Source organism: [Enterobacter] lignolyticus SCF1, from assembly GCF_000164865.1.
Lineage (GTDB): Bacteria > Pseudomonadota > Gammaproteobacteria > Enterobacterales > Enterobacteriaceae > Enterobacter_B > Enterobacter_B lignolyticus.
In genome coordinates this window covers 3098814-3111875 of sequence record NC_014618.1, presented here as the reverse complement: position 1 = coordinate 3111875, position 13062 = coordinate 3098814, and the positions used below count along the sequence as shown (strand labels likewise).

The 13062-nt window shown below is 57.4% G+C and carries 11 protein-coding genes; 5 read left to right on the top strand and 6 right to left on the bottom strand.

The window, feature by feature from the left end; translation table 11 throughout:
- Window positions 1-89 precede the first annotated feature (89 nt).
- The gene (aqpZ, locus tag ENTCL_RS14485; protein ID WP_013366892.1) at window positions 90-785 is read right to left on the bottom strand and encodes an aquaporin Z; all 696 of its coding nucleotides are present in this window, start codon (window positions 783-785) and stop codon (window positions 90-92) included.
- A gap of 397 nt (window positions 786-1182) precedes the next feature.
- Here aqpZ and ENTCL_RS14480 point away from each other — a divergent pair, with 397 nt between their 5' ends.
- Window positions 1183-2841: an ATP-dependent endonuclease gene (locus ENTCL_RS14480; protein ID WP_013366891.1), complete on the top strand. Its 1659-nt coding sequence runs from the start codon at window positions 1183-1185 to the stop codon at window positions 2839-2841.
- Between the two features lie 251 nt (window positions 2842-3092).
- Here the strand turns inward: ENTCL_RS14480 and ENTCL_RS14475 are convergent, their stop codons facing one another.
- Complete coding sequence (locus tag ENTCL_RS14475) at window positions 3093-4070, bottom strand: VirK/YbjX family protein (protein ID WP_013366890.1); 978 nt, start codon at window positions 4068-4070, stop codon at window positions 3093-3095.
- A gap of 157 nt (window positions 4071-4227) precedes the next feature.
- Here ENTCL_RS14475 and macA point away from each other — a divergent pair, with 157 nt between their 5' ends.
- Window positions 4228-5343, top strand: a complete 1116-nt coding sequence (gene macA, locus ENTCL_RS14470; RefSeq protein WP_013366889.1) for a macrolide transporter subunit MacA — start codon at window positions 4228-4230, stop codon at window positions 5341-5343.
- Window positions 5340-7283: a macrolide ABC transporter ATP-binding protein/permease MacB gene (gene macB, locus ENTCL_RS14465; RefSeq protein WP_013366888.1), complete on the top strand. Its 1944-nt coding sequence runs from the start codon at window positions 5340-5342 to the stop codon at window positions 7281-7283. Before macA ends, macB begins: the two co-directional genes overlap by 4 nt.
- 69 nt (window positions 7284-7352) lie before the next feature.
- Here the strand turns inward: macB and cspD are convergent, their stop codons facing one another.
- Window positions 7353-7574, bottom strand: coding sequence for a cold shock-like protein CspD (gene cspD / locus ENTCL_RS14460; RefSeq protein WP_013366887.1), 222 nt, complete (start codon window positions 7572-7574; stop codon window positions 7353-7355).
- Between the two features lie 322 nt (window positions 7575-7896).
- Here cspD and clpS point away from each other — a divergent pair, with 322 nt between their 5' ends.
- Together clpS and clpA are read left to right on the top strand one after the other, a co-directional pair.
- Window positions 7897-8217, top strand: a complete 321-nt coding sequence (clpS, locus tag ENTCL_RS14455; protein WP_013366886.1) for an ATP-dependent Clp protease adapter ClpS — start codon at window positions 7897-7899, stop codon at window positions 8215-8217.
- Window positions 8218-8247: 30 nt separating this feature from the next.
- On the top strand, window positions 8248-10524 hold the full coding sequence (clpA, locus tag ENTCL_RS14450; RefSeq protein ID WP_013366885.1) for an ATP-dependent Clp protease ATP-binding subunit ClpA: 2277 nt from the start codon (window positions 8248-8250) through the stop codon (window positions 10522-10524).
- A gap of 284 nt (window positions 10525-10808) precedes the next feature.
- Here the strand turns inward: clpA and ENTCL_RS14445 are convergent, their stop codons facing one another.
- The 3 genes from ENTCL_RS14445 to aat form a co-directional block, all read right to left on the bottom strand.
- Entirely contained in the window at window positions 10809-11582 is a 774-nt protein-coding gene (locus ENTCL_RS14445) for a bestrophin-like domain (protein WP_013366884.1), read from the bottom strand.
- Between the two features lie 163 nt (window positions 11583-11745).
- On the bottom strand, window positions 11746-11964 hold the full coding sequence (gene infA, locus ENTCL_RS14440; protein WP_001040187.1) for a translation initiation factor IF-1: 219 nt from the start codon (window positions 11962-11964) through the stop codon (window positions 11746-11748).
- 284 nt (window positions 11965-12248) lie between these two features.
- On the bottom strand, window positions 12249-12953 hold the full coding sequence (gene aat / locus ENTCL_RS14435; RefSeq protein ID WP_013366883.1) for a leucyl/phenylalanyl-tRNA--protein transferase: 705 nt from the start codon (window positions 12951-12953) through the stop codon (window positions 12249-12251).
- Between the last annotated feature and the right edge of the window lie 109 nt (window positions 12954-13062).

Genomic DNA, 13062 nt, shown 5'->3' with positions numbered 1-13062 from the left:
CTACTCAATTCATGCGGTGCAGTAAACAGGAAAATAAAAAACGCCCGACGGATTTTCATCACCGGGCGTTTTTTCGTAGCACAAAGGACTTAGCGACGTTTTTCCAGCAGCGTACGGTACAGTACGCCGCCGAGGATCCCGCCGATAATCGGCATTACCCAGAACAGCCACAGCTGCTGCAGCGCCCAGCCGCCCTGGAAGAGCGCGACCGCGGTGCTGCGCGCCGGGTTTACGGAGGTATTGGTGATCGGAATGCTGATCAGGTGAATCAGGGTCAGCGCCAGGCCGATGGCGACAGGCGCAAAGCCCGCCGGAGCGTTTTTATCCGTCGCGCCGTGGATAACCAGCAGGAAGCCGCAGGTCAGGACGATTTCAATCACGATAGCGGAGAACATGGAGTAACCGCCCGGAGAGTGTTCGCCATACCCGTTCGAGGCGAAACCGCTGGCGGCGGCGTCAAAGCCGGCCTTACCGCTGGCAATCACGTACAGCACCGCGGCGGCGATAATCCCGCCGACGACCTGAGCGATAATATAGCCGATAACCTCTTTAGCCGGGAAACGACCGCCGGCCCACAGGCCTAATGTGACCGCCGGGTTAAAGTGGCCGCCGGAAATATGACCGACGGCGAACGCCATGGTCAGTACGGTTAAACCAAATGCCAGCGCAACGCCCGCGAAACCAATTCCCAACTGCGGAAATGCCGCCGCCAGAACGGCGCTGCCGCAACCCCCAAATACAAGCCAGAATGTGCCAAAGCACTCTGCTGCCAGTTTTCTGAACATAACCACCTCAAAAAATAACGGTGACGGTAATCCCGCACCGGATCTTATTTATCGTCATAAAGGGATGACGACACAATTAAAACGGTCGTTATTTTAAGAAAGAAATGCACCCCTTTACCAGATAATTTGTATAAATAAATTTGCTTTAGGGTTTTTTGCCGTTATTTCTTGTACTGAATAACGACGATCTCAGTATCGTGTAATTTATGGTAATCAAAGAACCGTTCGAATTAATAACAATTAAGCCGATAAACTACTAGCAGACTTATTTTTTATGCGCTGTCACGTTTCCCGGAAATTTTTTGCAATAACATTACATTAATGCAGGTGTCGTCCGGGGAGTCATCCCGCTATACTGCTGTTAACGAAAGGGAATGTTTTGACTGGCGGAGGGCGCATGCTTCTCGAAAGAGTGGAAATAGTCGGGTTTCGCGGTATCAACCGGATGTCGTTGATGCTGGAGCAGAACAATGTCCTGATAGGGGAGAACGCCTGGGGCAAGTCCAGCCTGCTGGATGCGCTGACGCTGCTGCTGTCGCCGGAGTCTGACCTCTATCATTTTGTTCGCGATGATTTTTGGTTCCCGCCGGGCGACCTCCAGGGCCGCGAACATCATCTGCATATCGTTCTCACCTTCCGCGAGCTGGAGCCGGGGCGCCACCGGGTGCGCCGCTACCGCCCGCTGTCGGACGGCTGGGTACCCTGCGACGACGGCTTTCAGCGTATTTTCTACCGCCTTGAGGGCGAGCTGGCGGAAGACGGCAGCGTGATGACGCTGCGCAGCTTTATCGACAGCGAAGGCGAAGCGCTGGCGCTTGATGATATTGATGCTCTCGCCCGGCACCTGGTGAGGCTGATGCCGGTCCTGCGCCTTCGCGACGCGCGCTTTATGCGCCGTATTCGCAACGGCACGGTGCCGCACGTGCCGGAAATCGAGATAACCGCCCGCCAGCTCGATTTTCTCTCGCGCGAGCTGGTCACCAGCCCGCAAAATTTAACCGACGGGCAGATTCGCCAGGGGCTGTCGGCGATGGTACAGCTGCTGGAGCACTATTTCTCCGAGCAGGGCAGCGCCGAATCGCGCCACCGTCTGATGCGTCGCCGTTCTCACGATGAGCAGCGCAGCTGGCGCTATCTCGATATCATTAACCGGATGATCGACAAACCGGGCGGCCGCAGCCACCGGGTTATTCTCCTTGGGCTGTTCGCTACGCTGCTGCAGGCTAAGGGCACGATCCGGCTGGACAGAGACGCAAGACCGCTGCTGCTGGTGGAAGATCCTGAAACGCGCCTGCACCCGATTATGCTGTCGGTGGCCTGGAATTTACTCAATCTGCTGCCGCTACAGCGGGTGACCACTACCAACTCGGGCGAGCTGCTGTCGATGACGCCGGTCGAGGAGGTCTGTCGCCTGGTGCGCGACTCGTCGCGCGTTTCTGCCTGGCGCCTGGGGCCCGGAGGGCTCAGCGCCGAAGACGGGCGCCGCATTGCCTTTCACATCCGCTTTAACCGCGCCTCCTCGCTATTCTCCCGCTGCTGGCTGCTGGTGGAAGGAGAGACCGAGACCTGGGTTATCAACGAATTTGCGCGCCAGTGCGGCCACCATTTCGATGCCGAAGGGATCAAGGTTATCGAGTTTGCCCAGTCGGGCCTCAAGCCGCTCATCAAATTTGCCCGGCGGATGGGGATTGAGTGGCATGTGCTGGTGGATGGCGATGAGGCGGGGAAAAAGTATGCCGCGACGGTGCGCAGTCTGCTGAATAACGACCGGGAGCTTGAGCACCATCATTTGACTACGCTGCCCGCCATGGATATGGAGCATTTTCTGTATCGGCAGGGGTTTGATGACGTCTATCACCGGATTGCGCAGCTACCGGACAATATTCCGATGAATATGCGCCGGGTGATCACCAAGGCGATTCACCGCTCGTCGAAACCGGATCTGGCCATTGAGGTGGCGATGGAAGCCGGACGACGCGGGGTTGATGCCGTACCGACGCTGCTGAAGAAAATGTTCTCCCGCGTGCTGTGGCTTGCCCGCGGGAGAGCGGATTAGTATCAGGCTGTGTCCCACCATTGCACGTGGATGGCGCTGACGGTCATTTTTGCGCAGGGCAAGGCGCGAACGTTGACGTTTGGTGGGCCAAATGAAACGTGAGCAACACAGTCCTGCGTAAAAATGACCTCAGCCCTTCGGGACGCGTGCCAAACGCCCGTTCTCCGCGTTGTCGGATTTGGACATAGTCCCACTATGCCCTGTATCCTCCGCCTTGATAACGGGCGTTTGGCGCAGCGTCGCCGCCACGGTCAATGGTGGGACACAGCCTTGTGAGCGCAGAGCTGCTCGGTCTGCGCCTGCAGGCTGTCGAGCAGCTCGTAGCGGCGGCGGTACTCCGAACGTTTCTTACTGGCGATCTCTTCCATCGGCTTGCGCGGCATCACCAGCGGCAGGAGAAAATCGGCGTGGCCGTCAACGCTGCCGCCCAGGGACTCCCAGAAGCTGTTGTAGTCCGCGTGCAGCTTATCCTGCTTCTTCTTGCGGTAGCGGATGCTGCGATAAATATGCGTCTCGTTGCTGACGGCGCGAATCGACTCCACGCCGAGCTGCTTGCCGATAATCATCGCCGTTTCAACCAGCAGGCGTTTCGGGAACAGCCCGTTACAGGATTTCGTGGCGACCTGAATCAGCTCATGCGACACGTGCGCTTTCGCGCCCTGTAACCCGCCGATATACATTGTGTGCTTGCCGTCAAACTGGCACAGGGTAAAGGTCATTTCCGCCAGCACGGTCTTTTCGCTGTCGCAGAAGATCAGCGTCGCTTCACCTTCTTTGTCCAGCATTGCGTCGGCACGCAGACGAATGGCGAAGGTCTGCTCGTCGCGACCGGTCAGGGTGGCGAGCGTAATACCCGCTTTGCTCAGATAGCCGTTCAGCACCTGCGCCGGTAAGCGCTGGGCCATGGTCTGATAGTGCCAGTTCAGCGCATCGATCGTGCTCTGACGCTGCATGTTCATCGACAGCCACGGACGGTGCAGGCGGCACGGCAGACCCGGCTGTACCTTCAGCATCTGCATCAGGCCCGGCTGCTTCGCCAGAGCATCCAGCAGCCGTTTGGTCGAAAACGGGGTCGCCAGAGAACGCAGCATGAATTTGCGACGGTAGGCCGGGTTCTGCCACGCAAGGCCTGGGGTTAACAAACCCTTTCTCAGCAGGTTAAATAAATCCCAGCCTGATTTCGGCTGCGGCAGGTTGGTATCGTGTGGAGCGTCAGCGATGAGTGACATGGTGAAAACCCGGTATGTATTATTCGATTAACCGGTATTCCAGCAGAGCATTTCTCAACATCTATTCAACAAACAGATAATTACTTAGTCCAAAGAGGGTTTCGTTGATGAAATGTTTAGATACAATCACCGCAGGACCTTATTATCTGGAATTTTTATGAACCTTAAGGGAAAAGGCAAAAAGCGTTATTTCGTCATTGTCGTGCTGGTGCTTCTGGCGGGAGGCTGGGTGTGGCGGACGTTGAACGCGCCAGTCCCGCAGTATCAGACGCTGATTGTCCGTAAGGGCGACCTGCAGCAAAGCGTGCTGGCGACCGGCAAGCTGGATGCGCTGCGCAAGGTCGACGTTGGGGCGCAGGTCAGCGGACAGTTGAAAACCTTGTCGGTGAACATCGGCGATAAGGTAAAGAAAGATCAGCTATTGGGGGTTATTGACCCCGAACAGGCACAAAACCAGATCAAGGAAGTCGAGGCGACGCTGATGGAGCTGCGCGCGCAGCGTCTGCAGGCCGTGGCCGAACGTAAGCTGGCTCAGGTGACGCTGGCGCGTAATCAGCAGCTGGCGAAAACTCAGCTGATCTCCCGTCAGGATCTTGATACCTCGGCGACGGATCTGGCGGTAAAAGAGGCGCAGATCGGCACGATCGATGCGCAAATCAAGCGCAATCAGGCGACGCTGGATACGGCGAAAACCAACCTCGATTACACCCGCATTCTGGCGCCGATGGCCGGTGAAGTGACGCAAATCACCACCCTGCAGGGGCAGACGGTGATCGCCGCGCAGCAGGCGCCTAACATCCTGACGCTGGCCGACCTTAGCACCATGCTGGTAAAAGCGCAGGTGTCCGAAGCCGACGTGATTCACCTGACGCCCGGGCAGAAGGCCTGGTTTACCGTGCTCGGCGACCCGCTGACCCGCTACGAGGGACGCCTGAAGGACATTCTGCCGACGCCGGAAAAAGTCAACGACGCCATCTTCTATTATGCCCGTTTTGAAGTACCGAATCCGCAGGGCGTGCTGCGTCTTGAAATGACCGCGCAGGTGCATATTCAACTGTCCGGAGTGAATAACGTGCTGACTATTCCGCTGTCGGCGCTGGGCGACGCCGTGGGCGATAATCGCTACAGCGTGCGGCTGCTGCGTAACGGCGATGTGAAAGACCGGGAAGTGACCATCGGCGCGCGTAACGATACCGAGGTGGAAATCGTCAAGGGGCTGGAAGAGGGCGACGAGGTTATTACCGGCGAAAGCAGGCCCGGAGCGGCGAAATGACGACGCTGCTTGAGCTGAAGGATATCCGCCGCAGCTATCCTTCCGGCGACGGCAGCGTCGAGGTGCTCAAGGGCATTACGCTTTCCGTGAATGCCGGGGAGATGGTGGCGATCGTCGGCGCCTCCGGTTCCGGGAAGTCGACGCTGATGAATATCCTTGGCTGTCTGGACAAGCCGACGTCCGGTACCTATCGCGTGGAGGGCGTCGATATCGCCACGCTGGACGGCGATGCGCTGGCGCGGCTGCGGCGCGATCATTTCGGCTTTATCTTCCAGCGCTACCATCTGCTGCCGCACCTGACGGCGGCGCAAAACGTTGAAGTGCCTGCCGTCTACGCGGGCAGAGGTCGTCAGCAGCGTCTGGCAAGGGCGCGCGAACTGCTCGGGCGGCTCGGCCTTCACGAGCGCGTTGATTACCGCCCGTCGCAGCTTTCGGGTGGCCAGCAGCAGCGCGTCAGCATCGCCCGCGCGCTGATGAACGGCGGTCAGGTGATCCTCGCGGACGAGCCCACCGGCGCGCTCGACAGCGCTTCCGGCGAAGAGGTGATGGCGATTTTGCACCAGCTCAGGGAGCAGGGGCATACGGTGATCGTCGTGACGCACGATCCGGAGGTGGCGGCGCAAGCGGAGCGGATCGTTGAGATCCGCGACGGTGAGCTCATCAGCAATCCGCCGGCGAAACCTGCCGCCGCTGCGCGCGTGGGCGCTGAAAAGACGCTACCCGCCTCCGGCTGGCGGCAGTTCAGCGGCGGCTTTCGGGAAGCGCTGACCATGGCGTGGCGGGCGCTGGCGGCAAATAAAATGCGCACGCTGCTCACTATGCTCGGCATTATCATCGGCATCGCCTCGGTGGTGTCTATTGTGATTGTCGGCGATGCGGCCAAACAGAGGGTGCTGGCGGATATCCGCGCGATGGGCACCAACACCATTGATGTCTATCCGGGCAAAGATTTCGGCGATGACGATCCGCAGTACCAGCAGGCGCTGAAGTATGACGATCTGCTGGCCATTCAGAAGCAGCCGTGGGTCAGCTCCGCGACGCCGGCGGTCTCTAAAAACCTGCGCCTGCGGATGAACAACACCGACGTAGCGGCAAGCGCTAACGGCGTCGGGCCGCAGTATTTCAACGTCTATGGCATGACCTTCAGCGAAGGCAGCACCTTTAACGACGTGCAGCTGCGCGGGCGGGCGCAGGTGGTGGTGCTTGACGGCAACACCCGGCGCCAGCTGTTCCCGCACAAGGCCAGCGTGGTGGGCGAAATCATTCTGGTTGGCAACATGCCCGCCACCGTTGTCGGCGTGGCGGATGAGAAGCAGTCGATGTTCGGCAGCAGTAAAATTCTGCGCGTCTGGCTGCCTTATACCACCATGGCGGGACGCGTGATAGGGCAGTCGTGGCTCAACTCGATCACGGTACGGGTTAAAGAGGGTTATGACAGCACGTTGGCGGAGCAGCAGCTCGCCCGGCTGCTGAACCTGCGCCACGGCAAGAAAGATATCTTTACCTGGAACATGGACAGCATCTTGAAAACGGCGGAACGGACCACACATACACTTCAGCTGTTTCTGACGCTGGTGGCGGTGATTTCGCTGGTGGTGGGCGGTATCGGAGTGATGAACATCATGCTGGTGTCGGTGACCGAACGCACGCGGGAGATTGGCATCCGCATGGCCGTTGGCGCGCGAGCGGCCGACGTGCTGCAGCAGTTTTTAATCGAAGCGGTGCTGGTGTGCCTGGTAGGCGGCGCGTTGGGCGTTGGGCTGTCGCTGATGATCGCCTTCACCCTGCAGCTGTTATTGCCGGGCTGGGAGATTGGCTTTTCCCCGCTGGCGCTGCTGATGGCGTTTGTCTGCTCGACGCTGACCGGCGTGCTGTTTGGCTGGCTGCCGGCGCGCAACGCGGCGCGGCTGGATCCGGTGGATGCGCTGGCGCGCGAATAGCGATAATAAAAATGCCAGTCATCAGGACTGGCATTTTGTCTGCAGGATGTACACAATGAAGCAGGAGCACTATGCTGCTGTTTCTGCTTCCACAGGGATAATCACGCTGGCGTGGTTGCCTTTTGGTCCCTGGTGAACATCAAACCGAACGGGCTGTCCGGCTTTTAACGTTCTGTAACCATCCATCTGGATGGTAGAATAGTGAGCGAAAATATCTTCGCCGCCGCCCTCAGGGCAGATGAAGCCGAACCCTTTGGCATTGTTGAACCACTTAACAGTACCCATTTCCATACTTCGACATCCTTCGTAAATCTTTATAATCAGATGGAATGAACCGGTGGTGGAGCCGGATGGCTGTACAAAACCTCGCCAACTCTCGCCTGTACAATTTAGATAAATCAGGCAACGCGTCAAGCGGCAGATGGGGGAAAGCGGTGGAAAATGCATCAAAATTTGAAGCAGTTAACGCTATTGCGCGGTTTGTGACAGGCGTCGCGGATGGGAACAATAGATGATAGTTATCTATGATCTAATGTAGATTCAAATTGTGTATAGACTCTGGTCAGCGACGGGAAAATCCCGCCGGAGTCGTAACCTAAGATGAACACTGACAATGAGTAAGACGCGTGATTGGCTGGATTTTGACCAGCTGACAAAAGACCAGGTTCGCGATGCGCTAAAACCGCCAGCGATGTATAAAGTGATATTAGTCAATGATGATTACACTCCAATGGAGTTTGTTATTGACGTGTTACAGAAATTCTTTTCTTATGATGTTGAACGTGCAACGCAACTGATGCTTACGGTTCACTATCAGGGGAAAGCTATCTGCGGCGTGTTTACTGCCGAAGTGGCCGAAACCAAAGTCGCCATGGTGAACCAGTACGCGAGGGAGAACGAGCATCCGTTGCTGTGTACGCTGGAACAGGCCTGAAGACAGGCATATAAATTGGGGGAGGTGCCTATGCTCAATCAAGAACTGGAACTCAGTTTAAACATGGCTTTCGCCAGAGCGCGCGAGCACCGTCATGAGTTTATGACCGTCGAGCACTTACTGCTGGCGTTGCTCAGCAACCCATCCGCCCGCGAAGCGCTGGAAGCCTGCTCCGTGGATCTGGTGGCTCTGCGTCAGGAACTCGAAGCCTTCATCGAACAAACCACGCCCGTGCTGCCTGCCAGCGAAGAAGAGCGCGATACGCAGCCGACGCTCAGCTTCCAGCGCGTGCTGCAGCGCGCGGTATTTCACGTTCAGTCTTCCGGCCGTAGCGAAGTCACCGGGGCCAACGTTCTGGTCGCGATTTTCAGCGAGCAGGAGTCCCAGGCGGCCTATCTGCTGCGCAAACATGAGGTCAGCCGCCTTGACGTGGTGAACTTCATCTCTCACGGCACGCGTAAAGACGAGCCGAGCCAGTCTTCCGATTCCGGAAGCCAACCGAATAATGAAGAGCAAGCAGGCGGGGAGGAACGTATGGAAAACTTCACCACCAACCTTAACCAGCTTGCGCGCGTCGGCGGTATAGACCCGCTGATTGGCCGCGACAAAGAGCTTGAGCGTGCCGTTCAGGTGCTGTGCCGTCGCCGTAAAAACAACCCGCTGCTGGTCGGTGAATCCGGCGTCGGTAAAACCGCTATCGCCGAAGGGCTGGCCTGGCGCATCGTCCAGGGCGACGTGCCGGAGGTGATCGCCGATTGCACCATCTACGCGCTGGATATCGGATCGCTGCTGGCGGGCACCAAATACCGCGGCGATTTTGAAAAACGCTTTAAGGCGCTGCTCAAACAGCTGGAGCAGGATACCAACAGCATCCTGTTTATCGACGAGATCCACACCATTATCGGTGCGGGTGCGGCGTCCGGCGGGCAGGTGGATGCGGCTAACCTGATCAAACCGCTGCTCTCCAGCGGTAAGATCCGCGTCATCGGTTCGACAACCTATCAGGAGTTCAGCAACATTTTCGAAAAAGACCGCGCGCTGGCGCGTCGCTTCCAGAAAATCGACATTACTGAACCGTCGGTTGAAGAAACCGTGCAGATCATCAACGGCCTGAAGCCGAAGTACGAGGCGCATCACGACGTGCGCTATACCGCGAAGGCGGTGCGTGCGGCGGTGGAGCTGGCGGTGAAATACATTAATGACCGCCACCTGCCGGATAAAGCGATCGACGTTATCGACGAAGCGGGCGCGCGCGCGCGTCTGATGCCGGTGAGCCGTCGCAAGAAAACCATCAACGTGGCGGATATCGAGTCCGTGGTGGCGCGTATCGCGCGTATCCCGGAGAAGAGCGTGTCGCAGAGCGACCGTGACACGCTGAAAAATCTCGGCGATCGCCTGAAAATGCTGGTCTTTGGCCAGGATAAAGCCATTGAGGCCTTAACCGAAGCCATTAAGATGAGCCGCGCGGGTCTCGGCCAGGATCATAAACCTGTCGGGTCGTTCCTGTTCGCCGGTCCGACCGGGGTCGGGAAAACCGAGGTCACGGTACAGCTGTCGAAAGCGCTGGGTATCGAGCTGCTGCGTTTTGATATGTCCGAATATATGGAACGCCATACGGTGAGCCGCCTGATTGGCGCGCCTCCGGGCTATGTGGGCTTCGATCAGGGCGGTCTGCTCACCGACGCGGTGATCAAGCATCCGCACGCGGTGCTGCTGCTTGATGAAATCGAAAAAGCGCATCCGGACGTCTTCAACCTGCTGCTGCAGGTGATGGACAACGGCACGCTCACCGATAACAACGGGCGTAAAGCGGACTTCCGCAACGTCGTGCTGGTGATGACCACCAATGCCGGGGTACGGGAAACCGAGCGTAAATCCATCGGCCTCATCCAGCAGGATAACAGCATCGATGCGATGGAAGAGATCAAGAAGATCTTTACGCCGGAGTTCCGTAACCGTCTGGACAACATTATCTGGTTCGATCACCTCTCTACCGATGTGATCCACCAGGTGGTCGACAAGTTTATTGTCGAGCTGCAGGTCCAGCTGGATCAGAAAGGCGTGTCGCTGGAGGTGAGCCAGGAAGCTCGCGACTGGCTGGCGGAAAAAGGCTACGACCGGGCGATGGGCGCCCGTCCGATGGCGCGCGTTATTCAGGACAACCTGAAAAAACCTCTGGCCAACGAGCTGCTGTTTGGAACGCTTGTGGACGGCGGCCAGGTGACCGTGGGTCTCGATACCGGGAAGAACGAGCTCACCTACGGTTTTCAGGCTGCGCAGAAGCATAAGCCGGAAGCCGCGCACTAAGGCGTTTTTGCTGTCTAAAAACGTAACGGAAGCCGGGCGGATGCCCGGCTTTTTTATGCTCTTCTCTGGGGATCTTGCGATGGGTTATCGGGGGTATGAACCGTAATCGCAGTTTAACACCGCAGGCAGATACATAGCGCTTAAGGGTGGTCCACGTCGCACGATCGATATTACGCTCCAGGCGACTCATTGCTGGTGCGCTAACCCCCATTTAGTATGGAGGTGTCCCGGGAAATCCTCCCGGCGCGTCAAACGTCATGAAAAATGAGCAGTCGCCCATCGCGTCAGGATGATGGCTTCTCCGGGGGCAGCGACTCCGCCAGCGACAGCAGGTTCTGCGGCTGGATGCGAATAATGCCGCCGCGCGGGCTGTCAATATCGGCGATAAGCGCAAAGGCAACGGAAAAGACGATGGGCAACAGCCACGGAAAAGTGGCTTTCTTCAGCGCGTTGTTGCGAAAACCAATCATCACAATACAGAACATCGCCAGGATAAACAGCAGCGCCCAGGCGGAGCGCGGTATGCGGTTCCACCAGGCGGCCTGGGTGTAACCGGCGGTATTGAACACGTCGTTCATGCCGACGATGACAATCTGCATGACAGGGGTCTGATGGGCCCGGGCCTCGGTGCTGACTATCTTCCACAGCTTATCCTGAAGCTCGTTGGTATCGCGATTTATCTTATCGACGTCGTCAAGATGGCCCGCCTGATAATAGAGAATTCGCTGATCGAGGTAGCTTCGCAGCAGCCGCTTCGCCAGCACGGACTCTTCGCCGGGGAGCAGGTCCATGCGCAACCACTCTGTGCCAATCGCGTTCGCCTCTTCTTCTTCATAGTTTTTGCGCATATCGTAGCGGCTGACGGCCATCGAAAAGGTAAACCCGATAATGAGCCCGAGAATACTCAGCACCGCGCCGAGCAGCAGCGAGTAATTATCACCATCCGGCTCTTTATCGCGATAGCGGCGATAAAGCATACGCGCAATCAAACCGGCCAGCCAAAACAGGAGCAGGCAGACCACAAATATAAGCGCCGGGTAGTCGGAAAGACGAGGCATAATATTACCGTTTTACAGACAGATGGAGGTACCTGTAATAACAGTCGGTGAAGAGGAAGTTAGCAAGGCGGGGCTATAAAAAAACTGCCCTGACGCGATGCAGGGCAGTTAACACCAGGCGATTCCCGGCAATGCAGCGCCAGGAATTCGTTATCTGCGGAGATTAGCGACTACGGAAGACAATGCGGCCTTTGCTCAGGTCGTACGGGGTCAGTTCAACAGTCACTTTGTCGCCCGTCAGAATGCGGATGTAGTTTTTACGCATTTTTCCGGAGATATGCGCAGTGACCACGTGACCGTTTTCCAGTTCTACGCGGAACATAGTGTTAGGCAACGTTTCAAGAACGGTGCCCTGCATTTCAATATTGTCTTCTTTGGCCATCTAGTCCTCTGGGGTATCACTACCATAGTTTTGAACCGGCAAGATAATGCCGAAGTTCATCAAGTAAGTAAAGATTTACCCGTCTTCTTTCGCGTGTCCTCTTGATGCAGGCGAAATTCACAGGTTAAGGGAAGGCCGTTTTTGCGCATTACCCGAGGTTCACGCGAAAACACCGTATGACGCACCAAACGTAAAGGGGAATTCCTGAAACGGCGGCAGGGCAACAGGCAGAAACGACTTCCGGCACAATTATATCATCCTGATGACCATTGTGCCGAAAACATTTATCGCTCAGGCGCAAACAGCGTACGCGGGACCCAGAAATGGGTGGGGAGACGTTCAGTGCGAAGGGCGTCAAGCGCGTCGAGATAGTGCCGACGCGGCATTTCCACGGCCCCAAGCGAGGCGGTATGGTCGTTCAGCACCTGGCAGTCGATGAGTTTGCCGCCCTGGCGCGTAAATTCGTTGCAGAATACCAGCAGCGCGGTTTTAGAGGCGTTTACCGCCCGGCTGAACATGGACTCTCCGCAGAACAGGGTGCCCTGCGCCACGCCGTACATGCCGCCGACAAGCTCATCGTCGCGCCAGACCTCAATCGAGTGCGCATGCCCCAGCTCGTGGAGGCGGTGATAGGCCAGCACGATGCTGTCGGTGATCCAGGTGCCTTCATCGCGATCGCCCGCGCAGCCTTCAATCACTTTTCCGAACGCGTGGTTCAGGGTAACCCGGTAGGGCGAGGTTTTGTGAAACCGCTTCATGCTGCGGCTGACGTGAAACGCGTCCGGCCACAGCACCGCACGCGGATCGGGCGACCACCACAGAATAGGGTCGCCGGGCGAGAACCATGGAAAAATACCGCGCTGATAGGCCATCAGCAGCCGCGCGGGGCTGAGATCGCCGCCGAGGGCCAGCAGGCCGTTGGGCTCGCGCAGAGCACCCTCCGGCGACGGAAAGGCGATGGAGTGACGGGACAACTGGACCAGACGCATATACTACAACTCCTGCACGCCCATTAACGGTTCAATTCAAATATACACGCCATTCCTCAGGCGGCTTCTGCGCGGGCCTGCGCCCTGATGCAACCTGAGTGATTTTGTG